17 protein-coding genes are annotated in these 24,073 nt (G+C 60.6%); 11 read left to right on the top strand and 6 right to left on the bottom strand.

All coding sequences use genetic code 11. The features are described 5' to 3' along the window. Window positions 1–143: 143 nt before the first annotated feature. The 6 genes from IB241_RS20675 (at window position 144) to IB241_RS20650 (ending at window position 7,564) form a co-directional block, all read left to right on the top strand. Complete coding sequence (locus IB241_RS20675) at window positions 144–854, top strand: HPP family protein (RefSeq protein WP_192300061.1); 711 nt, start codon at window positions 144–146, stop codon at window positions 852–854. A 245-nt stretch (window positions 855–1,099) separates the two neighbouring features. Further along, the gene (locus IB241_RS20670; RefSeq protein ID WP_225595628.1) at window positions 1,100–2,719 is read left to right on the top strand and encodes an acyl-CoA dehydrogenase family protein; all 1,620 of its coding nucleotides are present in this window, start codon (window positions 1,100–1,102) and stop codon (window positions 2,717–2,719) included. Window position 2,720: 1 nt separating this feature from the next. After that, complete coding sequence (locus IB241_RS20665; protein WP_192300060.1) at window positions 2,721–4,325, top strand: cytochrome P450; 1,605 nt, start codon at window positions 2,721–2,723, stop codon at window positions 4,323–4,325. Further along, window positions 4,310–5,179, top strand: a complete 870-nt coding sequence (locus IB241_RS20660) for an alpha/beta hydrolase (RefSeq protein ID WP_225595627.1) — start codon at window positions 4,310–4,312, stop codon at window positions 5,177–5,179. Before IB241_RS20665 ends, IB241_RS20660 begins: the two co-directional genes overlap by 16 nt. Window positions 5,180–5,305: 126 nt before the next feature. Further along, window positions 5,306–6,409: an enoyl-CoA hydratase/isomerase family protein gene (locus IB241_RS20655; protein ID WP_192300059.1), complete on the top strand. Its 1,104-nt coding sequence runs from the start codon at window positions 5,306–5,308 to the stop codon at window positions 6,407–6,409. Between the two features lie 3 nt (window positions 6,410–6,412). Further along, on the top strand, window positions 6,413–7,564 hold the full coding sequence (locus tag IB241_RS20650) for an acyl-CoA dehydrogenase family protein (RefSeq protein WP_192300058.1): 1,152 nt from the start codon (window positions 6,413–6,415) through the stop codon (window positions 7,562–7,564). 137 nt (window positions 7,565–7,701) lie between these two features. On the opposite strand, the gene IB241_RS20645 is transcribed toward IB241_RS20650, so the two are convergent. The 5 genes from IB241_RS20645 to IB241_RS20625 are packed head-to-tail and all read right to left on the bottom strand — an operon-like array spanning window position 7,702 to window position 13,254. Beyond that, on the bottom strand, window positions 7,702–8,475 hold the full coding sequence (locus IB241_RS20645; protein WP_192300057.1) for an enoyl-CoA hydratase: 774 nt from the start codon (window positions 8,473–8,475) through the stop codon (window positions 7,702–7,704). 11 nt (window positions 8,476–8,486) lie between these two features. Continuing rightward, window positions 8,487–9,614 (bottom strand): acyl-CoA dehydrogenase, encoded by a 1,128-nt coding sequence (locus IB241_RS20640; protein ID WP_192300056.1) that lies wholly within the window; start codon window positions 9,612–9,614, stop codon window positions 8,487–8,489. A 9-nt stretch (window positions 9,615–9,623) separates the two neighbouring features. Then, complete coding sequence (locus tag IB241_RS20635) at window positions 9,624–10,808, bottom strand: acetyl-CoA C-acyltransferase (RefSeq protein ID WP_370694897.1); 1,185 nt, start codon at window positions 10,806–10,808, stop codon at window positions 9,624–9,626. A 13-nt stretch (window positions 10,809–10,821) separates the two neighbouring features. Next, entirely contained in the window at window positions 10,822–11,589 is a 768-nt protein-coding gene (locus IB241_RS20630) for an SDR family NAD(P)-dependent oxidoreductase (RefSeq protein ID WP_192300054.1), read from the bottom strand. Window positions 11,590–11,610: 21 nt separating this feature from the next. Further along, window positions 11,611–13,254 (bottom strand): AMP-binding protein, encoded by a 1,644-nt coding sequence (locus tag IB241_RS20625; protein ID WP_192300053.1) that lies wholly within the window; start codon window positions 13,252–13,254, stop codon window positions 11,611–11,613. 216 nt (window positions 13,255–13,470) lie between these two features. Between IB241_RS20625 and IB241_RS20620 the strand changes: the two genes are divergently transcribed. The 5 genes from IB241_RS20620 to IB241_RS20600 all read left to right on the top strand — a co-directional run bounded on the left by IB241_RS20620 (window position 13,471) and on the right by IB241_RS20600 (window position 23,582). Beyond that, complete coding sequence (locus IB241_RS20620; protein WP_192300052.1) at window positions 13,471–14,364, top strand: bestrophin family protein; 894 nt, start codon at window positions 13,471–13,473, stop codon at window positions 14,362–14,364. Window positions 14,365–14,431: 67 nt separating this feature from the next. Then, window positions 14,432–15,490 (top strand): HEAT repeat domain-containing protein, encoded by a 1,059-nt coding sequence (locus IB241_RS20615; RefSeq protein ID WP_192300051.1) that lies wholly within the window; start codon window positions 14,432–14,434, stop codon window positions 15,488–15,490. 144 nt (window positions 15,491–15,634) lie between these two features. Continuing rightward, window positions 15,635–17,134: an ATPase domain-containing protein gene (locus IB241_RS20610; protein ID WP_192300050.1), complete on the top strand. Its 1,500-nt coding sequence runs from the start codon at window positions 15,635–15,637 to the stop codon at window positions 17,132–17,134. Next, window positions 17,134–18,804 (top strand): ATP-binding protein, encoded by a 1,671-nt coding sequence (locus IB241_RS20605; protein WP_192300049.1) that lies wholly within the window; start codon window positions 17,134–17,136, stop codon window positions 18,802–18,804. Before IB241_RS20610 ends, IB241_RS20605 begins: the two co-directional genes overlap by 1 nt. Window positions 18,805–18,926: 122 nt before the next feature. After that, window positions 18,927–23,582, top strand: coding sequence for a hypothetical protein (locus IB241_RS20600; RefSeq protein WP_192300048.1), 4,656 nt, complete (start codon window positions 18,927–18,929; stop codon window positions 23,580–23,582). 73 nt (window positions 23,583–23,655) lie between these two features. Here the strand turns inward: IB241_RS20600 and IB241_RS20595 are convergent, their stop codons facing one another. After that, window positions 23,656–24,033, bottom strand: a complete 378-nt coding sequence (locus IB241_RS20595; protein WP_192300047.1) for a response regulator — start codon at window positions 24,031–24,033, stop codon at window positions 23,656–23,658. Between the last annotated feature and the right edge of the window lie 40 nt (window positions 24,034–24,073).

The raw sequence follows: 24,073 nt of genomic DNA, 5'->3' as shown, positions 1-24,073 counted from the left end.
ACCTGCATTAATCTGCATTGGCGTGCGGCAATCCAGGTCGGCACACTATGTACGTTCCTTCCCCCAATGTTGGAACTTTCCAAAGGCTTAACGGGAATGCCCGGCAGGCCTTTTTTTTTGCCCGCTGTTTCAGGACCTTTTTAATGCTCGCTCGCTGGTTACCCACTGCCATCAATACCCGTCCCGCCGAATGGAGTCGTGCCGCCATCGGCATGGCCTTGGGCACGCTGCTCAGTGTGTGGGTGTGCGGCCAAGTATTCGGTATGGACGTCGCCCTGCATTTGCTCGGCCCCCTGGGCGCGTCGGCGGTCTTGCTGTTTGCAGTGTCGTCCGGCGCGCTGGCGCAACCGTGGTCAATCATCGGCAGTTACCTGTGCGCCGGGGTGGTCGCCTTGTTGGTCGCGCGGGTACTGGGCCGGACGTTGGGCAGTGCCTGCCTGGCGGCGGGCATGACCGTCATCCTGATCTGCTGGCTGCGCTGCCTGCATCCACCGGCCGGCGGGCTGGCGATGACCCTGGTGCTGGCGGACCCAGCATCCATCGCCCTTGGCTGGCAGGAACTGGCCCCGGTCATGCTCGGCGCCGCAGCGCTGCTCGCCTGCGCACTGGCCTACAACAATGCCACCCGCATGCGTTACCCCAAGGGGCAAGTGGCACCACCTGCTGCAGTGCTGGGCAACACACCCGTGGTGACCGACCCGGCAATCACCGCTGCCGACCTCAAGCTGGCCCTGGCGGAAATGGAGCAGTTCTACGATGTGCAGCCGACCGAGCTGGAACAACTGATCCACGCGGCGGAAGGCCATGCGCGGCGCCGTAGTATTGGCGATGTGCTCGCCAGTCGCGTGGCCTGAGCGGCGTCGTTCGCGCGACGAGCGGCGTATTGCACCTGACCTGGCAGCGGCTAGAGTCATTACAGCACTTGAAGTTGTCTGCTGTTCACCACGCTGTCTGGGCACCGCTGTACCAGTAACGAAGACAAGGACTACCTGGCTTTGGGACGGTATAACGCGAGCCCCGACGTGTGCCTGTCGCCATCTTCCCGCCGGTTCTCCTGTTCAGGTGTATCGAAAGATCCACTCGGAACAGGAGACAATCCATGGGCGTTACCCTGCAAACTCTGTTGCGCTCGCCGCTGTTCGAGCCGCGTCTGCGCCATCGGCTGACCCTCAAGGCCTACATGGACCTGACGATCCAGCGCATGCACGCGATTTTTGCCGGGCAAATCGTCAGCAATGAACAGTGGCTGGGGCAAGCGCAGCAATCGGAGTTCTCCAGGCTCTGCGAGTGGATGGGCTACTTCGGCGCCTTCGACTATGCGCTGCACTCATCGCTGGTCGATCACATGATTGCCGTCGATGCACTCCTGAACCACGCCAGCCCGACGCAAATCGCGCACTACCGCGACGAAGCGATCGGCATGCACAAGGTCTACTCCTTTGGCTGCACTGAGGTCGGTGGCGGTTCCGACGTGCGCAATACGCAGACGACCGTGACCTACCACCGGCAAACCCATCGCCTGATACTCGATTCCCCCTCCCCCGAGGCCTGTAAATGCTGGATTGGCAACGCGCTGTATGCGGCCCAGGTGGTGATGGTGCTCGGGCGCCTGATCGTCGATGACGAGGATCAAGGCCTCCACTGGTTCCGTGTGGTGATCCGCCAGCGTGAAAATGGCCGCCTGCGCAAGGGCGTGAAGATCATGGCCTGCGACCCCAAGGGCGGCATTCACGCCAATCAAGTCGCGGCGATCCGGTTCTGCCAGTTGGAACTGTCGGTAGACGCGCTGTTGCAACGCCACGCACATTTCAACGACGAGGGGACGTTCGTCAGCGATTTGCCGCGAGATCGACGCTTTATCGCGGCGCTGAAAACCTTTCTGCAGGAGCGTGTGCTGTTTCTTACCGGGATTCGCCAAAATGCGGGGCTTGCGGCGCACCTGAGTTACCGTTTCGCCTGCCACCGTCAACTCCACCGTGACGGCGGCACCGTGGCGCTGCTGAGCCAGCCGTTGTTTCGCCAGCGTCTCTATGCGGTCCAACTCAAGGCACTCGCGTTGCGCCTGCTGGAGCAGGCGGTAATCCGGCGTTTCGAGGCGCACTGGGCGCAGGTGCCGCGACGTCAGGAACTGCACGTGCTGGCCGCGCTGAGCAAGGCCGTAGGCGCATGGATGGGCCTTGACGTGATTCGTCTCTGCCGCGAACTGTGCGGGTCCCAGGGCTTTCATCAGTTCAACCAGATCGCCACGCAAGTCATCGACTGCGAGGTTGGCTGCACCTTCGCCGGGGACAGCACGATGATGGCGTATCAGGTGATCAAGGATGCGATGGCGCGCCCGCGGTTTATTCTCGATGCCCCCACTAACCTTGGCCAGCAAGTCGAGGCAACCCTCGTCGCGCGGTGCGCCACGGACGCAACGTTCACCCACGAACAGGCGTTGGGCCTGGCATACGCCAGGGCCTTGGACCTGGTGATTGAAGAAGCCGAGGCCCAGCATCTGCTGGACAGCCCGACACTCGACGACCTGATCAATAGTTTCGCCGCGCCGCTGCATCCCTGGGCGATGTTCAGCCGCGAAGGGCTTGCCCGGCATGCCACCCAGGCACAGGTCGAAATGCTGGCAGCCTGGCTTAAACCGCCCCAGTGCTTGATCAGCGCATATATCGACGCGCCGGATTACGCCCGGCAATTCACCCATAAACTCTACGAGGAGCAGTGACATGGCCCTCCCGGATTTTTCCAACCCTGCGACCATTGGCGAGCCTTACGAGGCCTTTGCCTACCTGCGCCATCACCATCCACTGTACTGGTGCGCACACCACAAGGCCTGGTTTTTGACACGGTTTGACGACGTTTCCGCCGCGTTGACCGATACACGACGCTTTTCGTCCAACCGCATGCGTGCATTGGTCAACGCACAGCTGCCCGCCAAGCAGCGTGCAGCGCTGGAGCCCTTTATCGAAAAGGCCTCGCGGTGGATGTATTCCCAGGACGGCAAGGACCATGAGCGCGGGCGCAAAGTGCTGGCCAAGGCCTTCACGCCCCGGGCCATTGATGCGCTGGCGGGCGACATAGAGCGCATCGTTGACCACCTGCTGACGCAACTGGGCCCGCAGCCCGAGTTGATGAGCAAGCTGTTCAACAAGGTCCCGGCGCTGATCCTGGCGCAGATGTTTGGCATTGCGGCCGAGGACGCGCTGAAAATCCGGCATTGGACGGATGCCATTATCGTGTTCATGGTGGGCAGCACCGACCCCGCGTTTGGGCCGCGCGAGGCGTTGCAGGCCATGGAGCAGATGTACGCCTTCTTCTCCCGACTCGTCGAAGCGCGGCGCCTGGCGCCGGGAGACGACCTGGTCAGCCAGGCTATTGCCAGCGGCGACCAGCTTGCAATGAGCCACGAGGACCTGTTGGCGCAGCTGGCGTTTGTGCTGGTCGCGGCGACGACGACCAGCGCGGACCAACTCGGCATCATCTTGTTCTATCTGCTTACCCATCCCGCCAGCCTGGCCGAAGTCAGGGCCGACCCGAGGCTGCTCCCCGGCGCTATCGAAGAAGCCTTGCGCATCTGCCCGGCGGGTCAGCTCAGCCATCGCGTGGCAACGCAGGACGTCACCTTGCATGGTCAGACCATCCACACAGGTGACGTGGTGTTCCTGATCCGGGCAGCGGCCAATCGCGATCCCCGCCACTTCAGCGACCCCGACCAGTTCGACATCCATCGCCAGCAGCAGGATCACTTGGCGTTTGGCCGTGGGCCGCATTTCTGCATGGGTTCGATGCTGTTCAAGCGGGAGGCGAAGATTGTCTTCACCCGCTTGCTGGCGCGGTTTGCGCACATTGGCCTGCTTGAGCAAGCACCACCGACATGGCGTACCAACAGTTTGCAGTTCCGGGGTCTGAGCCAGATCCAGGTGCGCCTGGCCCCTGCGGCCAGCGAGATTACCCGCTGTTTCTCCGCCGCGCCGTGGGAGCAAAAAGCCGGGTATTGCCGCGCACTGCGGGCCGGCAACCTGGTCATCACCAGCGGTACGGTGGCGTTTGACGACCACGGCAACCCCTACGCGCCCGGCGATGCCTACCATCAGACCCGGCGCTGCCTGGAGATCATCGAAACCGCCCTCAAGCAATTGGAAGTGGACAGAACCCTCGTGGTCGCCACGCGCATGTACACCACTGACATGCGCCACTGGCCGCACATTGCCAGGGCGCATCAGGAGTTCTTTCAGGCTTGCCCGCCGACCACCCTGTTGCTGGAGGTCAAGGCGCTGATTGCGCCCGCCTACGTGATTGAAATCGAGGCACAGGCATGGACCGGCCACTGATCACCCCCGAGAGCATGCGCGCGGCGGTACGTGCCGCGGTGGTCATGTCGGTCCGGGACCTTGACGTTCCAGGCCCGCACCGCGCGGTCCGGGTGCGCGTCTATCGCCCGGCGAGCCCGACGCCTGCGCCTGCATTGCTGTATTTCCACGGCGGTGGTTGGGTCGCGGGGGACCTGGACACCCACGACAGCTTCTGCCGGGTCCTGTGCGAGTGGGCCGGTTGTGCGGTGGTGGCCACGGACTACGCCAGGCCGCCTGAGCAGCGCTTCCCGGCCGCTGTCGAGGATTGTTACGGCGTCACGCAGTGGTTGGCGCGCCAAGGCCCGTCGATGGGCATCGACGTCAATCGGATCGCGGTCGCCGGTGGCGGATCAGGCGCAGGCCTGGCGGCGGTGATCTGCCAGCTTGCCCGCGACCAGGGCGGCCCCTCGATCGGCTTCCAGTTGCTGCTCTACCCCCTGCTCGACTGCCTGGCCCGCAACCGTTCGCGAGCGGCGTATGCCTCGGGATATGGGCTGACAGCCGAGCTGCTGCGCTGGTATCTGAGCCTGTATGTGCCCGAGGGGGTGTCACTCGCGCACCCGTGGTTGTCACCCGCACGACATGCTTCATTGCGTAACCTGCCCAATGCGCTGATCGTGACGGCCGGTTGCGATCTGCTGCGCGATGAGGGGCGTGCCTATGCACGCCACCTGAAAAAAGCCGGTGCGGCGGTGCGTCACGTTAACTACCCTGACATGCAGCACGGGTTTATCAATTACCCGGCCCAGCACGCCGCAGCGCGCAAAGCCATACAGCTGTGCGTTGAGGCCCTGGCCGGATATTTTCAGGCGCAGCCCGCAGGCCGTGCGTGAACCTGCATAAATGCAACAACGACCTGCATGATTCCACGTTGTACTGGGCAAATTTGCACTGGTAGGATCGCGAGAAGGTTCGCCCGCGAACATCTTGATAAAGACAATAAAAGCAGGGAGTTAGAGATGACTGCTCAGGTTTCATCGCAAGCCAGCCACGCAGCAATTCATCCGCAAGACGTACTGGTCGAAGTCCGCAACCATATCGGCCACCTCACCCTCAACCGCCCCGCCGGGTTGAATGCCATCACCCTGGACATGGTCCGTAGCCTGACCCACCAGTTGCACGCCTGGGCGGATGACCCCGCAGTCTACGCCGTGGTCCTGCGCGGAGCGGGTGACAAAGCCTTCTGCGCCGGCGGTGACATCCGTTCCCTGTATGACAGCTTCAAGCAAGGCGATACCTTGCACGAAGACTTCTTCGTCGAGGAATACGCCCTCGACCTCGCTATTCACCACTACCGTAAACCGGTCCTCGCGCTGATGGACGGCTTTGTCCTGGGCGGCGGCATGGGCCTGGTGCAAGGCGCCGACCTGCGCGTGGTCACCGAGCGCAGCCGCCTGGCGATGCCGGAAGTGGCCATCGGTTACTTCCCGGACGTTGGCGGCAGCTACTTCCTGCCACGCATTCCCGGCGAGCTGGGGATTTACCTGGGGGTTACCGGCGTGCAGATTCGTGCCGCCGATGCGTTGTACTGTGGTTTGGCGGACTGGTACCTGGACAGTGCCAGGCTGACCGAGCTGGATCACAAGCTCGATCACCTGCAGTGGCACGAGTCGGCCCTCAAGGATCTGCAAGGCGTACTGGCCAAGCTCGGCGTACAGCAATTGCCCGACGCCCCGCTGGCACGCTTGCGCCCGGCCATCGACCACTTCTTCGCTTTGCCGGACGTCCCGAGCATCGTCGAACAACTGCAGCAAGTCACCGTAGCCGATAGCCATGAGTGGGCGCTGGCCACCGTCGGCCTGATGCAAACCCGTTCGCCACTGGCCATGGCCGTGACCCTCGAGATGTTGCGCCGTGGCCGGCGCCTGCCGCTGGAGCAATGCTTCGCCCTGGAGCTGCACCTGGACCGGCAATGGTTTGAGCGCGGCGACCTGATTGAAGGCGTGCGTGCGTTGATCATCGATAAAGACAAAGCCCCACGCTGGAACCCGCCGACGCTTCAGGCATTGGACGCCAGCTACGTCGATAGCTTCTTCCAACACTTCAAGCAGGTTGCGAGATAAGTCATGCAAGACATTGAATACACAGAAGAACAAGTGATGATTCGCGACATGGCTCGCGATTTCGCCCGGGGTGAAATCGCCCCCCATGCCCAGGCCTGGGAAAAAGCCGGCTGGATTGACGATGCACTGGTCGCCAAGATGGGTGAGCTGGGCCTGTTGGGCATGGTGGTCCCCGAGGAATGGGGGGGCACCTATGTGGATTACGTGGCTTACGCCCTGGCTGTCGAAGAGATTTCCGCCGGTGACGGCGCCACTGGCGCACTGATGAGTATCCATAATTCAGTGGGTTGCGGGCCGATCCTCAACTACGGCACAGATGAACAGAAACAAACCTGGCTGGCCGACCTCGCCAGCGGCCAGGCGATTGGTTGCTTCTGCCTGACCGAGCCCCAGGCCGGCTCCGAAGCACATAACCTGCGCACCCGTGCCGAACTGCGTGACGATCAGTGGGTAATCAGTGGTGCCAAGCAATTCGTCAGCAACGGCAAGCGCGCCAAGCTGGCCATCGTGTTTGCCGTGACCGATCCCGACCTCGGCAAAAAGGGCATCTCGGCGTTCCTGGTCCCCACCGATACCCCCGGTTTTGTGGTCGACCGCACTGAACACAAGATGGGCATTCGTGCCTCGGACACCTGCGCCGTCACCCTGAACCAATGCACGGTGCCTGCGGCCAACCTGCTGGGCGAGCGCGGCAAAGGCCTGGCCATCGCCCTGTCCAACCTCGAAGGTGGCCGCATCGGCATCGCCGCCCAGGCCCTGGGCATCGCCCGCGCGGCGTTTGAAGCGGCGCTGGCTTATGCCCGGGATCGTGTGCAGTTCGACAAGGCGATCATCGAGCACCAGAGCGTGGCCAACCTGCTGGCGGATATGCAAACCCGCCTGAATGCCGCGCGCCTGCTGATCCTGCACGCCGCACGGTTGCGCAGTGCCGGCAAGCCATGCCTGTCCGAAGCGTCCCAGGCCAAGCTGTTTGCTTCGGAAATGGCGGAGAAAGTCTGCTCGTCAGCGATGCAGATCCATGGTGGGTATGGGTATCTGGAGGATTACCCGGTGGAGCGTTACTACCGGGATGCGCGGATCACGCAGATTTACGAGGGGACCAGCGAGATCCAGCGGATGGTGATTGCCCGTGAACTCAGGCACTACCAACTCTGACTGACACACTGCAAAACAGTGTGGGAGCGGGCTTGCTCGCGAATGCGGTGTGTCAGTCACAGGTATTTCAACTGATCCACCGCTTTCGCGAGCAAGCCCGCACCACATAAGCCGCTTCCACCTGTTGGGAGATCGAATTACCTGTCTTTGAACTGCGGGGCACGCTTGGCCACGAACGCGGCCATGCCTTCTTTCTGATCCAGGGTCGCAAACGCGGCATGGAACACCCGGCGCTCAAAGCGCACGCCTTCGGACAGGCTCACTTCAAACGCGCGGTTCACACTTTCCTTGACCATCATGCTGATCGGCACCGACTTGCCGGCAATCAGCGTGGCGACTTTCAGCGCTTCTTCCAGCAATTCATCAGCCGGTACGATCCGCGCCACGATCCCGCAGCGCTCGGCTTCCACCGCATCGATAAAACGCCCGGTCAGGCACATTTCCATGGCCTTGGCCTTGCCCACCGCGCGGGTCAGGCGCTGGGTACCGCCCATGCCCGGCAGCACACCGAGGTTGATTTCCGGCTGGCCGAACTTGGCGCCATCGCCGGCCAGGATAAAGTCACACATCAGCGCCAGCTCGCAGCCGCCGCCCAGGGCAAAGCCGTTGACCGCCGCGATGATCGGCTTGCGGCGGTTGGCCACGCGATCGCTGTCGCTGAACAAATCGTCGAGATAGATCTGCGGGTAGGTCAGCTCGGCCATTTCCTTGATGTCGGCGCCGGCGGCGAAGGCTTTTTTCGAGCCGGTCAGCACGATGCAGCCGATGTCAGGGTTGGCTTCCAGGCCATCGAGCGCCTGATTCAATTCGCTGACCAGTTGTGCATTCAGCGCGTTCAGGGCTTGGGGGCGATTGAGGGTGATCAGCCCGACGCAGCCCTGGACGTCAAGCAAAATGGTTTCGTAACTCATGTGGCGGCTCCTTAGAGATTGCGTGAGATGACCATGCGTTGAATATCGCTGGTGCCTTCGTAGATCTGGCAGACCCGCACATCGCGGTAGATCCGCTCCAGGGGAAAGTCGCTCAGGTAACCGTAACCGCCGAGCGTTTGCAAGGCGGCGGAGCAGACTTTCTCGGCCATTTCCGAAGCGAACAACTTGGCCATCGAGGCCTCTACCAACGCGGGCTTGCCGCTGTCACGCAGGGCGGCGGCGTAACGCACCATTTGCCGCGCCACCGCAATTTGCGTGGCCATATCCGCCAGGCGAAACGCCACGGCCTGGTGCTCGATCAGCGCCTTGCCGAAGCTTTCGCGCTCACGCGCATAGTCACGTGCCGCTTCAAAGGCCGCGCGGGCCATGCCCACCGATTGCGAAGCGATGCCGACGCGCCCGCCTTCCAGGTTGGCCAGGGCGATCTTGTAGCCCTCGCCCTCCTCGCCCAGACGGTTCGCGACCGGTACCTTCACGTCTTCAAACAGGATCTGACAGGTGTCCGACGCGTGCTGGCCGAGCTTGTCCTCGACCCGCGCCACGGTGTAGCCGGGCGAATCCGTCGGCACGATAAACGCACTGATGCCACGTTTGCCCGCCGCGGGGTCGGTGACTGCAAACACAATCACGATCCCGGCGTTTTTCCCGGAGGTGATGAACTGTTTGCAGCCGTTCAGTACATAGTGGTCGCCTTCCAGGCGCGCACGGGTTTTCAAGCTGCTGGCATCGGAGCCGGCCTGGGGTTCGGTCAACGCGAACGCGCCGAGCATGGCACCGCTGGCCAGGGGCTTGAGGAATTGCTCTTTCTGCTGATCGTTGCCGAACTTGAGGATCGGCACGCAACCGACCGAGTTGTGCACGCTCATGATGGTCGAGCAGGCACCGTCGCCGGCGGCGATCTCTTCCAGGGCCATGGCGTAGGCCAGGTAGCCGGTGTCGCAACCGCCCCACTGCTCCGGCACCAACATGCCGAAAAAACCCAGCTCGGCCATTTCACCGATGGCTTCCTTGGGGAAACGGTGGTCGCGGTCCCATTCGGCGGCGAAGGGTTTCAGGCGCTCCTGGGCAAATTGCCGGGCAGCTTCGCTGATTTGCAGTTGTTCGTCATCTGGCAACATGGTGAGTCCTTAATACAGGCATTCGACGGCCATGGCCGTGGCTTCACCACCGCCGATGCAGATCGCGGCAACGCCACGCTTGAGGTTGTTCTGGCGCAGCGCCGACAGCAGCGTCACCAGGATGCGCGCACCGGACGCGCCAATCGGATGGCCCAGGGCGCAGGCGCCGCCATGGATATTGACCTTGGCGTGGGGGATTTCCAGCTTGCTCATGGTCACCAGGCTGACCACGGCGAAGGCTTCGTTGATCTCGAACAGATCGACGTCAGCCAGGTTCCAGCCGGTTTTGCTCATCAACGTACGGATAGCGCCCACTGGTGCCACCGGAAACAGCCCTGGCTCATCGGCAAACGCCGCGTGGCCGTGGATCACCGCCAGCGGCTTCAATCCGCGTTTTTGGGCCTCGGACTGGCGCATCAGCAGCAACGCCGCCGCCCCATCGGAAATCGAGCTGGAGTTGGCCGCCGTTACAGTGCCCCCCTCACGGAACGCCGGTTTAAGGCTGGCGATCTTGTCAGGCTTGGCTTTCGGCGGTTGCTCGTCATGCAACACCGTCACTTGTTCCTTGCCGACGGTGACCTGCACCGGGACGATCTCGGCGGCAAATTTGCCATGGGCGATGGCTTCCTGCGCACGGGTCAGGGAGGCAATCGCGAACGCGTCCTGGGCTTCACGGCTGAAACCGTTGTGCATCGCACAGTCCTCGGCGAAGGTGCCCATCAGGCGGCCCTTGTCGTAGGCGTCTTCCAAGCCGTCGAGGAACATATGGTCGAGTACGCGGCCGTGGCCCATGCGGTAGCCGCTGCGCGCACGATCGAGCAGGTACGGCGCGTTGGACATGCTTTCCATGCCCCCGGCGATCGCCACCGCAATGCTGCCGGCCAGCAACGAGTCATGGGCGAGAATCGCCGCTTCCATGCCCGAGCCGCACATCTTGTTGAGGGTGGTGCAGCGCGTCGACTTGTCCAGGCCTGCGCCCAACGCCGCCTGGCGCGCCGGCGCCTGGCCGAGGCCCGCCGGGAGCACGCAGCCGAACAGCACTTCATCGACGGCGTCACTGGCAATGCCTGCGCGCTCAACTGCCGCACGAATTGCCGCCGCGCCCAGTTGCGGCGCGGTCAGGTTCTTGAGTTCGCCCTGGAAGCCGCCCATGGGCGTGCGCACGGCGCTGACAATTACGATGGGATCAGTCATGGTCATTCGCTCCTTACTTGGCCGCCATGCGCAAGGCACCGTCGAGACGGATCACCTCGCCATTGAGCATGCTGTTTTCAATGATGTGCCGCACCAACGCGGCGTATTCGGCCGGTTTGCCCAGGCGTGGCGGGAATGGCACGCCAGCGGCCAGGGAGTCGCGTACTTCCGGGGTCATGCCGGCCATCATCGGCGTTTCGAAGATGCCCGGTGCGATGGTCATCACACGGATGCCAAAGCGCGCCAGTTCGCGGGCGGCGGGCAGCGTCAGGCTGGCGATGGCGCCTTTGGAGGCAGAATACGCCGCCTGGCCGATCTGCCCGTCGAACGCGGCCACCGATGCGGTGTTGATGATCACGCCGCGCTCGCCGTCGGCATTCGCTTCGGTCTCGGCGATGGCCGCTGCCGCCAGGCGCAACAGGTTGAAGCTGCCGATCAGGTTGACATTGATCACCTGGGCAAAGCTGGCCAGGGCATGGGGGCCGTTCTTGCCGAGGATTTTCTCGCCACGCACCACACCGGCGCAGTTGACCAGGCCGTGTAAGCCACCAAACGCGGTCACGGCAGCCTGCACCGCGGCCTCGGCGGCCGCTTCCTGGCTGATGTCCGCCACGGCGGCGCGGGCGTTGTCCCCCAGTTGCTTGGCCTTGGCCGCGACGGCCTCGGCGTTGAGGTCCACCAGCATGACTTTGGCGCCAGCGGCAACCAGCATCTCGGCCGTGGCCGCGCCAAGGCCCGAAGCACCGCCGCTGATCAGGAATACCTTGTTTTCAATCTGCATCATCGTGTCCTTAAAAGTGGATCAGGCAACCGCCGCTTTGGCGATCTCCTGGTTACGCAAGATAAAACGCTGCAACTTGCCGCTCGGGGTCTTGGGCAGGTCGCTGACAAATTCGATTTCCCGTGGATAGGCATGTGCGGCCAGGCGCTTGCGCACATGCTGGCGCAGTTCTTCGGCGAGCTCCGGGGTGGCGCGGTATTGGCTGTTGATCACCACGAAGGCCTTGACCAGTTCGGTGCGCTCCGGGTCCGGCTTGCCGACCACCGCCGCTTCGATCACAGCCGGGTGCTCGACCAACGCGCTTTCCACATCGAACGGGCCAACGCGGTAACCGGAGGTGGTGATCACGTCGTCACTGCGCCCGACAAAGCTGATGCTGCCATTAGGGTTCAATTCCACGGTGTCGCCGCTCAGGTAGTACTTGCCGACAAACGCCTTGGTCTTCACGCCGTCATAGCCGCCGAACCAGCACATCGGCGACTGTTCGCGGTCGATGGCGAGGATGCCGGGCTGGCCGGCGGGCAACTCCTGATAATCATCGTCCAGCACCACGATACGGTGGCCCGGCGAGGCAAATCCGGCCGAGCCGACATGCACCGGGTGTTCCAGGCCATGATGATTGCACAGCACCATGCCCAGTTCGGTCTGGCCATAGTGGTCGTGGATGGTCACGCCGAGCTGGTCGGCAAACCAGCGGATCACTTCCGGGTTGAGCGGCTCGCCGGCGCTGCTGACGATGCGCAGCTTGCCCTTGATCGCGCGCGCGAACTGCTCACCGCCGGCGATCAACAGGCGGTAGGCGGTGGGCGAGCCGGTCAGGTTGGTAATCCCGTATTTGTTGATCACCCGGCAGGTGCTTTCCAGGGTGAAGGGGCCATCGTAGAAGGTAATCGGGTGGCCCATGGACAGCGGCCCGGTCACGCCGAAATAGATGCCGTAGGCCCAGCCCGGGTCGGCGACGTTCCAGAACGCGTCTTCGGGGCGCAGGTCCACGGCGTCGCGGGTGTAGCTCTGGAATGCCACGATGGCCTTGAGTGGCACAGACAACGCTTTGGATGGGCCGGTCGTGCCGGAGGTGAACATCAGCAGGAAGGGGTCGTCCGCGCCCAGTAACACCGGTTCGCACACATTGGAGTAGTTGGGCAATTCGGCCCAGAAACTGAAGTCGCCGCGCACCAGGCCTTCGCCCTTGGCGCCGCTGACCGTAACGATGGTCGGGCAGCCGTCGACTTCCGTCAGCTTGGGCCGGTTTACCGCATCGGTGACCACCAAGGCGGCGCCGGAGCTGTTCAGGCGGTGCTCGATGGCCTTGGGCCCGAAGGCAGTGAACAGCGGCTGATAGACCGCACCGATGCGCCACGTCGCGAACACCACCACCAGCAGTTCCGCCGTGCGCGGCAACAGCCCCGCCACCTTGTCGCCACGCTTGACGCCCTGGGCCAGCAAAAAGTTGGCGAAGCGTGCGGCCTGGTCCTGCAAGTCGGTGAAGGTCGACGTAGCGCTGCACCCGTCCTTGCCTTCCCAGAACAACGCGATGCGCCCCGGCAGTGCGTGGCGGTCGCAACATTCGACGCAGGCATTGAGGCCTTGCAGGTTGCCGGCGAGTGCGGCGTCAACGGTGTGCTGGTAGTCAAACCCGGTGGTGGCAGCCAAATAGTCACGCATCGCTTCAAATCCTTCTGCATTTTTATTTTAAGGACGTAAACCGTGGAAATAGTCGCTCCAGAGCGCTGCAGCAGCAATGGTCAAAGCTTTCAAGTTGGCTGACTGCTTTGGCCAATCATCGATCGCGCTGATCGACCGGTCAGCCCAAGCGATTGGACGGCCCTGGCGCAAGCTTCTAACCTGAGGGCCTGCGCCACCAAAGAAGCCCCCCTGCCGATGATCGTCCGTCCCAAGCCCAACTTGCTGGGTATCCTGTTCTCCCTCAAGGGTTCGATTGCCAAGCGCATTGCCTTGCGCAGCCTGCTGGTGACGCTGCTCGCGTCGGTGATCGTGCTGGTCGAGACGTGGCACCCGGCATATTTCTCCAAGGTCAACGCCACGCCCTTCACGTTGCTGGGGTTGTCGTTGTCGATCTTCATGAGTTTTCGCAACAACGCCTGCTACGACCGTTGGTGGGAAGGTCGCAAGCAATTGGGGCAGATGATCATTGATGTGCGCTCGCTGATCCGCGAAACCCAAGTACTCGGCGATTCGCCAGAGCGCACCATGCTGTTGCGCGGTTTGTGCGGGTTTGCCCATGGTTTGATCGCGCGTTTGCGCCACGAAGACGAAGCCCGGGCGATCACGCCCTGGATCGGCGTAGACGCAGCGCACCCGAACCTGCCCGACAACGTGCTGCAGCAACTCGGCGCGCGCTTTTCCCGACTGTGCGAGCAAGGCGTGATCAGCGAGTGGCGCTACACCCAACTGGAAACCCGACTGGTCAGCCTGAGCCAGGTGCAGGCGTCGTGCGAACGGATCAAGAGTACGCCGCTGCCCTTCCCCTACACGTTGTTGCTGCACCGCACCATCTACCTGTTCTGCATTTTGCTGCCGTTCGCCATGGCCGAGCCGCTGGGCTGGTTGACGCCAGTGTTCACCGCCATCGTCAGCTACACCTTCTTTGGCCTCGACGAAATTGGCGATGACCTCGAAGACCCGTTCGGCTTCGACGAAAACGACCTGCCGTGCAATGCCATCGTGCGCAACCTGGAGCGCGAACTGCGCGCCGCCCTCGGCGAAAGCGACCTGCCGCCCGCCCTGGAACCTGTGGAGTACGTGCTGACCTGATGCCGGTTTGACACTCGCGTTGGTCTGACCGAAGCTGACGGCTTTGTAATACTTTTCGGACGCCTGCATGTCTAAGTCACGCCGTTACGCCATCGTCGGCCTGTGCGCCCTGCTGTTTTTTGTATTGCTCGCCTGGTATTTCTCCCGCTCCACCCAGGTGGCCGTGCCGCCGGCGATTGCCCATGGTTATTCAAAAGCCCTTAAACAGGCGCATAACGGCGAGCCTGGCGCGGCCCGCGTGCTTTACCAGCAATTGGCGCGGCCGGACCTGTCGCCTGAACGGCGTGCCGCGCTGCACGCCGAACTGCCCAATTACCCCAGCCCGCAAGCCTTGAAACTGGCCGACAAGGACCTGGCCAGCGATTCCCCGCTGGTACGCGAGGCCGCGATCCACAGCATCGTCGGCCTGGTGCCCAGTGGCCAGCGCACGCTGCTGCTTGGCCCGGCGCTGGACGACCCGGAGCAAAGCGTGCGCTTTGCCGCCGCCAATGCTCTGCTCGGCCTGTCGCCCGACACTCTGGGCCTGTACTTCGGCCCGTTGCAGCAAGTGCTGGACGAATTCGTCAAATACCTCAAGGCCCAGCCCGAATCTGCCGAGGGCTGGATTCAACTGGCGCGCCTGTACATCCACAGCGCCCTGCTGCCGGACGCGCAAAATGCCCTGGAGCAAGCCATGCGCTTGCAGCCCGACAACCTGCAAGCCGTGGTCGCACAGATCGAATTGCTGGATAAACAGGGCAAAAGTGAAGAGTCGCGCCAATTGCTGGCACGGCAACTGGCGGCGCACCCGGAATCTGCCTACCTGCAACACGCCCTCGGCCTGTGGCTGCTGCACCATGGTGAGCGTGCCTATGCCCTGCTCGGCCTGTCCAAGGCGGTAGAGCTGGAGCCGGACAATCAGGATTACCGCTACGACCTGGCCACTACCCTGCACGCCCAGAACGAACTGGAAGCCGCGCAACGTCAGTTGGAGGAGATCGTCCAGCGTCACCCTGCCAATCGCAAGGCCCGTGTGCTGCTGGTCAACTATTGGAAGGAAAGCGGCCAACTGCAGAACGTACAGGTGTTGCTCGCCCAGCTCGAACAACAAAACCCGGACGATCCGGCCTTGCAACAAGGCTTGTAGCCGCACTGCAAAAACTTGTAAAAACCTACGCAACTTGTACAAATATCAGAATTCGTTGAACGGTCACAGGCCACTACGGTCAAGTAAATATGGCGCGCCCAAGGCGGTGCGCTCCTCTATTTGTATGTGATCCGAGGGCAATTCTTGTCTACATCCAACGAGCTGTTCAGTGAAAAGGCGGCCATCGGCATCGAAGGTCTTGACGACATTCTTTGCGGTGGGCTCTCGCGTAGCCATCTGTTCCTGCTGGAAGGTGAACCCGGCACTGGTAAAACCACCGTCGCCCTACATTTTTTGCAGGCCGGTGCGAAAAACGGCGAAACGTCTCTGTACATCACCCTGTCCGAAACCGAGCGCGAGTTGCGCCAGGGCGCCAAGTCCCACGGTTGGGACCTGGATGACAACATCCATATCTTCGAATTGACTCCACCCGAAAGCCTGCTCAACGCTGACCACCAGCAAAGCCTGCTGTACTCCTCCGACCTGGAGCTGGGCGAGGCCACCCGGCAGATTTTCGAGGCGGTCGAACGGGTCAAGCCGTCCCGCGTGGTCATCGACAGCCTGTCGGAGATCCGCCTGCTCGCGCAAAGCTCGCTGCGCTATCGCCGGCAGATCCTGGCGATCAAGCATTACTTCGTGCGCTATGACGCCACGGTGCTGCTGCTGGACGACCTGACCACCGAATCCCTCGACAAGACCGTGCACAGCGTCGCCCACGGCGTGATCCGCCTGGAAGAACTGACGCCCAACTACGGCGCGGAACGGCGCCGGGTACGGGTGGTGAAGTACCGGGGGCAGAAATACCGCGGCGGCTTCCACGACTTCACCATCCTGCAGGACGGCGTGCATGTGTTTCCGCGCCTGGTCGCGGCCGAACACCGTGGCGGCTACAACCGCCAGACCCTGACCAGCGGCATCAAGGAGCTGGATTCGTTGCTCGGCGGCGGTATCGAGACCGGCTCCAGCAGCCTGATCCTCGGCCCGGCGGGTACGGGCAAGTCACTGATCTCGATGATCTTCGCGGCCGCTGCGGTAGCCCGTGGCGAGAAAGCCGCACTGTTTATCTTCGATGAAGAACTGGGGTTGTTGTTCGAGCGCATGAAAAACATGGGCATCGACCTCCAAGCGCTGCAAGCCACTGGCAACCTGCTGATTGAACAGGTCGACGCCGCCGAACTGTCCCCGGGCGAGTTCTCCCACCGGGTGCGCCGCGCCGTCGACGACAGCGGAATCAAGACCGTGGTGATCGACAGCATCAACGGCTACCAGGCCGCGATGCCGGAAGAGAACGCGCTGATCCTGCACATGCACGAGCTGCTGCTGTACCTCAACCGCCGTGGCGCGGCGACCTTCATGACCGTTGCGCAACACGGGCTGGTGGGCGACATGCAGGCGCCGGTGGACATCACCTACCTGGCCGACACCGTGATTTTGTTGCGCTACTTCGAAGCCATCGGTGAAGTACGCCGCGCCATCTCGATCATCAAAAAACGCACCGGCGCCCATGAATCCACGATCCGCGAATACCGCATCGGCAGTCGCGGCATGACCGTGGGCGAACCGCTGAACAACTTCCAAGGCGTGCTGCGGGGCATTCCGACGTACATGGGCGCCGGTTCGCCACTGCTCAAGGACCTGGGGTAGTGCCGGGCCTGTCACCCCTCTCCGAGCGCGCAATCATCCTTGCGCCAATGGGCCGTGACGGCTCGTTGGCGTTGATGATGCTCAACGAAGCCGGCTACGGCGGCATGGTGGCCAGCGACCTGGGCGCGCTGAGCGCGGCGCTGGAGCAAGGCGCCGGCCTGCTGATCATCGCCGCCGAAGCGCTGCGCGGTGTGGCGTTGGAGCCATTGTTGGAGTACCTGCAACACCAACCGGCCTGGTCGGACTTGCCCATCGTGTTGCTGACGCACCACGGCGGCAAAGAGCAAATCGGCACCACGCAACTGAGCGGCTTGCTCGGCAACGTGACGTTCCTGGAGCGACCATTTCACCCGGTGACCCTGATCAGCCTGGTGAGTACTGCCTTGCGCGGCCGCCGCCGGCAATATGAAGCCCGCGATCGCCTGGTCGACCTGAGCGAAAGCGAGTCACGCCTGCAACGCACCTTGGAAACCCTCGAACAACAGGTGGAAGAACGCACCGCGCAACTGCGCCACAACGAAGATGCGTTACGCCAGTCGCAGAAAATGGAAGCGGTCGGCCAACTGACGGGCGGCATCGCCCACGACTTCAACAACATGCTCACCGGCATCATCGGCAGCCTGGAGCTGCTGCGCCGGCGGGTCTCGCGGGGCAAGCTGGACGACCTGGACAGCCTGATCGACCTGGGCGTGACCTCCGCCAACCGCGCCGCCGGGCTTACGCACCGATTATTGGCGTTCTCTCGGCGCCAGTCCCTTGATTCCAAGCCTGTGGAGATCAACCAGTTGGTGAGCTCCATGGGCGAGTTGCTGCAACGCAGCATCAACGAAAGCATCGCCCTGGACATGCGCCTCACCGACGCACTGTGGACCGCTGAGGCCGACCCCAATCAACTGGAAAGCGCCCTGCTCAACCTGGTGATCAACGCGCGCGACGCCATGCCCAATGGCGGCAAACTCACGGTTGAAACCTGTAACCGCCACCTGGACAACGTGTTCACTGCCGCTTATGGCACCTTGCAACCCGGTGACTACGTAGAGCTGAGTGTCAGCGATACCGGCTGCGGGATTCCGGAAAGCGTCATGGGGCGGGTCTTCGATCCGTTTTTCACCACCAAGCCCATCGGGCAAGGCACGGGGCTCGGGTTGTCGATGATCTATGGGTTTGCCCGCCAGTCCCACGGCCACGTGACGATTCATAGCGAGGTTGGCAAAGGAACGACGGTAAGCCTGTTCCTACCGCGTTTCGTGGGCGAAATCGTCGCCAATGAAGTGGCTGACCCGGCATTGCTGCCCTTTGCCAACGTCGGCGAGACGGTGCTGATCGTCGAGGACGACCCGGCGGTCAGGCTGCTGGTCAGCGCTGTGCTCAAGGAGTTGGGGTATGCCTTCGTCGAGGCCGGCGATGCCGATACGGCAGTGCCGATCATCGAGTCGGAGCAGCGTATCGACCTGCTGATCAGCGACGTCGGCTTGCCCGGCATGAACGGGCGGCAACTGGCGGAAATCGGCCGGCAGATCCGGCCAGAGCTAAAGGTGCTGTTTATCACGGGGTATGCCGAACACGCCGCGGTACGCGGCGGATTCCTGGACCCGGGCATGCAGTTGATCACCAAACCGTTCACCTTCGATTTGTTGATGGCAAAAGTCCGGGAAATGATCAGCCATTAAAGCGGGTACTTCATCAGCGCTGGAAACCACTTTCAGAATTGTCTTAGAAACTACACTTACTGATTCCCCACTAGTAAGCGGTGCATTGCCAGAAATGTATCCGCTGAACGTGAGAAATCTTGATGACCATTACTGCAAACCTCAGTTCCACCCCACCCCTTCAAAACAGCGGGCCGTCACACGCGTCCCACTCCAGAGCACCTGAGGCTTCCCCTACAGCCGCTGCTAGCGCAGCGGTTTCTGGCGACCAGGCACTGACCCAGTTATATGCCAACTCATTGCTCAAGGCCTCCAGCGGTCGCTACCACGCTGGAATACCCGATGAGTTCATTACTAACATTCCAGCCAACTCAACTTACGGGCAATGGCAAGAGCACTTGAGCACGCTGCTCAAAAGCCCTGACTTGACGCAATGGGCGAAAAGAAACGATGTCGACTTGTCACAACGCACCACTTTTTACACCCCTCCGCGGTGGAAGCCCGGATTCATGGTTGCCAGCGTGAAAGGAGATGTTAAACAGTTTGGTGGTGATGCCCGGCGCGATCAAATGTTGCCTGCGTCCTGGTACCTGCTGATGGAGGCCGCTACCAAGCTGGCGGCCGGACAGGTACGCCTGCATGTGCCGACGCAAAACGCCGCGAACCTTTCGCAGATCGCCGCATTCTATGGAGAAACCCTACCCGACACTCAAGAAGGGCTGGCTTCACGCGCCTCCAGCCTCAAGGAACAGCAAGTCTTTCCTCAATTGACTGACGCTGCCAAGGACGCACTTGACCATCAGAAGCGTGAGCTGGGGGCCATCCAAAACAAGCACAGCGCGGCCAGCGCACTCAAGTCCGTGGCAGCGCAGATGGCCGGTAACACAGGCGCGAGCCCTGCATTGGATGATCTTCTGAGAGCGGCCAGAATGGACGTGCATCCGAACTCATGGGCCGGTATGCCGAACGCTGAGGGGAAGGTCAGCCTCGCGGATTTTATCCTCCTTAACGGCTGGGACATGCCCGCAAACCTGGAGCAACTCAACAACCTTGAACGGTCCCTGTCGACACCGGCGCCTGTACAAGCGCCCCTTGGAAACTTAGGCGGCGCGTTGTCATGGCCAGTCCCCATTGAGCACTCAGAGTTAAGCCGGTTGAATACCGGCCTTATGGAAAACGCCGAACATCCTGAGCCGCTCCTTGACTATTTGATGCGACACAGGATCACCGACTCGGCACAGACCTCGACGCCTCAACAAATCATAGAAAATATGCTCGAATCGCCGAAGGCAAAAGCGCTCGGTGAGGTACTGCGAGTGCGGTACGGCGGTTATGCCACCAGCAGTGATTTGTTGCTCGCCGTGCTAGGAGAGCAGTTGGAGCCCGCGTCTACGGTTCGCGCCCACAATCCCTCGGAGCAAGCGGCCAGGATGGTCGCCGGTTTCGACTTGGCAAGCCCTAAACTGGCAGGAATGCATGCCACTGAGATTGTCACCGCTTTCATCAATCATCTGGTTCAAACCAAACGAGCCACGACCGAAACCGCCCCCGTTGCGGCACACCTGCTACTGGCCCGTCATGCTCCCCCACTGCTGGCCAAAGACATTCCCGATAAGCTGACGTACGGCTCCCATAGCTGGGTTTCTTTTGAAACCGCCTCGGCGCTGCGAGATTCCAAGGCGGCTGGCTCCACGGCCCAGTCGACGTATGCGCAAATCATGGCTTATGCCGACATCGGGCCGATCAGCAAACAAGAACGAATCATTGAGCAAGATGCACAAGGTGCCGCCCTCAGGGACTGGGCGTTGGCCAACGGTTTACTTAAGCCATCGGCTTCCGGTCGCTATACCCAAACGCAAATAAGCGAGGTATACACCCAGTACAACAACCAGATTCGGGAGTTCTCCAAAGCCTCACAACACTTTGATGAGCCGATACCTAATCTTAAACAAAGCGTGCTCACATGGTTGAAGCAACATTGCGGCGAGACGATCGACTACGAGAAGAAATGCTTGCTTTTATCTGGCTATCATCCGGACTTTCCCGGGCCTTACTCAATCTATGATTTGGTAGCAAAAAATCTATTACTTGATCCTCCGCAAAACCTTAAAGGCTTAAACCATCCACCCAATCGATGGTACGTTAAACGTAATGTTGACTTCCCTTTACAGGACGTCCTGAATGCTGCGCGAGCGTCTAAAATTCCTGATTTTTCAGCGCAGTTCGACACCCAGATAAAACGTTACGTGGATGACTTTATTGAAAGTATCCCGGTCCTCACCAGATATATGTTAACGAGGCTGCCGGATGAAGATAAACGGCTCATTGAATACGGCGAGATTGATATTTACCGCGAAGAACTTATTTATAAGGAGCAGATTGATGTGGGCATCTTGCACAAAGCGCAGCCCGACAATAACAAGCCTCTCTTGCTTCGCGCAAAATCAGGTGACAAGACAGTCTTTTACGAAGTAAACCCACAAAGAGGTGAGATTTTCAAACGGGATGACCTGCAAGGCAACTTTGTCGTGGGCAAACTTACCAACCTTCATGTGTATGAACGATACCCTAGTGATCAACCAATAGCAGTCGCCAAGTACTCGAACCTTGCACCAGGGGCCAGGTTCATTACGCATTTGCTACATTTCAACGCGACCCCGGACAAGGGCACGCCCAATACATACGCCAGTGCACGAACTGCCTCTATTGTCAACGCGGTCCACAGTAATGTGATCGATGGCCAGCGGGACATAATGGTGGCAGCTGCCAGAGGCGTAACGACACTTGATACGGAGGTCCCGAACTATAAAAAAATTCAGGAGTTTTTCCTTAACTTGATTCCTTTACGATCCGCAATTGTCAATTTCGCCAAAGGCGATATTTCAGGTGGGCTAGTTGACCTCAGCTTTGACGTATTTGGGTTTTTGACAGCGGGTGCGGCTGTAGGGGGGAAAGCGGCGAAAGCCTTTAAAGCTGCCCGCACCCTCGGCAAAGTGGGTATCTTCGCAAAAGCCGTGGGGCGTACAGCGTTTGACGTTATCAATCCGCTAAGCGGTGTATTTGGCAGCGCAGCAGGGGCGGTGAGGAAAACGCTGAACAGTGCTACGGACTTGTCCAGCGGTATAAAGCTGGCAAACACCGACAGCGTTTACGACTTGATCAAACCGAGCAAACAGTACCCGACTTCGGCGCTGGGTACGTTTAAGCACGAAGGTAAACTCGTCGAGAGTAGCGGGGTCTTGGTCGATGGGCAGTGGTATCTCTTTGACGCCGCGTCCCGGAAACATTACGGCAAGCCACTCTCGGATTTCCAGCCGAGTATTCGCGTCAACGAAGGTGAGCTTGGCAGCTGGGAAAATATTGTCACCCCGTTATCGGCAGAATCCGAATTGGTTCGTAAACAGTGGAGCGATCTGATTACGCAAACCCGTAACGGACCGAACAAGGCATTATTCGATAACGGCTTTAACAACATTTCTCCAGAAGGCGTCGCCGGTTTCCGGCCAACGATGAAATCCGAAGATGTGATGAAGTTGGCGCTGGAGAAGCCGCGTACCCCAGAGCAATTGGGCGCGTTGGCTCGACAGCAGGAACGAATTGCAGTCAAGCATTCATTCAATGGCGCCAGCATATTTTCCGAAGATGTAAGCTCGGTAGGCGGAACGCTGATTCCTGTACCGCAGGTGTTGTACTTCAGCCAAGTCAACCCGCTGAGCCGTGGTCAGTGCGCGGCGATGTCACGCGTCATGGCAGACGCTATTGCGCAAGGCAAGGAGCTGGTACTGATCGGCAATATTTTTGAAGCGGCTGCAAACCCGGCGTCTGCAGCTAGCCGTAAATTCATTTCTTCACTCAGTGATGTTCAAAAGCAGGTGCACACCCCTACCGTGTTTCACGCTGGCAAACAGCCTCGAGCGATGACGCCACAGGATATTGTTCAAGAACTGTCCGACTCCAGCACTTCGAAAACCCTGATGATCAGTACACCCGATCATTCAATGACAGCCGGTGTAATAGGTGAGGGGGCGACCAGAAAGTTCTTTTTCTATGACCCTAACTTTGGTCTCGCAACCTTCTCTAACGCCGACCAAATGAGTCGCGGCATGCAAAAAATTGTTAATAACAAAAAGCTGCCGGTTCAGTACAAAACGTATGGCGACCCCAACACTCTAAAGTTTCAGGTCAGCGTTTATGATGACAAGTGGACGAACGCTGCCAGCCTTCACAAAAAACGAGTGACCGAGTTGTATGACGCTCCGCTTTCCAACGCTGGAAACACACCGGTCGTCAAAAAGCCTGTGCTGGCTGATAAGCCACCATCCCCCGAAATCGCGTTTGTTCCCGAGAACGACTCTATAACGATCTCCGACCGCAGCACCATTCTCCAAACTCGGGGCATCAGCGATTGCACGGCGATCGTTCTCCTCTCGGATTTGACAGACGGTGTTTATGCTAAGCGAACCCTGATGCACCTTCGCGGCAGCTCTCTGAACCCGTTGCAATCCAGCGCACTGAGACAAGCACAAACATCACTTGCCGATGGCAGCGCAAAACTCATTGTGGTGGGCGGCGAGCGAGCCAAAAGCCCATACGCCATAGCCGTTACGCTGCGCCAGGAACACAATGGGGAAACGCTGCTGCGTGACTGGGTAACCACCCGCCCGAACTCAATTACGATCACTACCGCCAGCGGCGTCGACATCAAACCTGACGGTACCTTCAACTTGATTGAAGGTATCGAACCGACGAAAACCTTTACCGAACGCCAGAAAAAAGAGGTGTTTGACTTCATCGACTGAAGCCGATTTGCCGCGACGGATCAACGCCAGCGCAAGGATGCGCTAACGCTGGCAAACCCGCCTTGCGAACCTGTCAGGCCAACAGCCGTTGGATATGCTCGTGCAGCGTATCCAGGTCAAACGGCTTGGCCAGGATCGGTGCGTTGCGCGTAATCGGGCTGTTGCAGTCGAGAATTTCCTGCGGGTAACCGCTGATAAAGATGACCTTCAATTCCGGGCGCAACCTGATCGCCGGCTCGGCGATCTGCACCCCGGAAATCCCGCCGGGCAGACGATAGTCAGTCACCATCAGGTCCAAGTGTGGTTTGCTCGCAAGGATCTCGAACGCCTGCTCCCCATCGATCGCCTTCAACACTCGATAGCCGAGGCCGGCCAGATATTCGCCCAGCACGAACATAATCGACTCGTCGTCTTCGACGATCAGTACAACATCTTGTGCATCTTCACTCATGGGAAGCCTTTGTCCGGTCAATTGCTGCTGTTACGACCAT

Source organism: Pseudomonas sp. PDM05 (assembly GCF_014851685.1).
Lineage (GTDB): Bacteria > Pseudomonadota > Gammaproteobacteria > Pseudomonadales > Pseudomonadaceae > Aquipseudomonas.
This window is presented reverse-complemented; position numbering and strand designations above follow the sequence as displayed.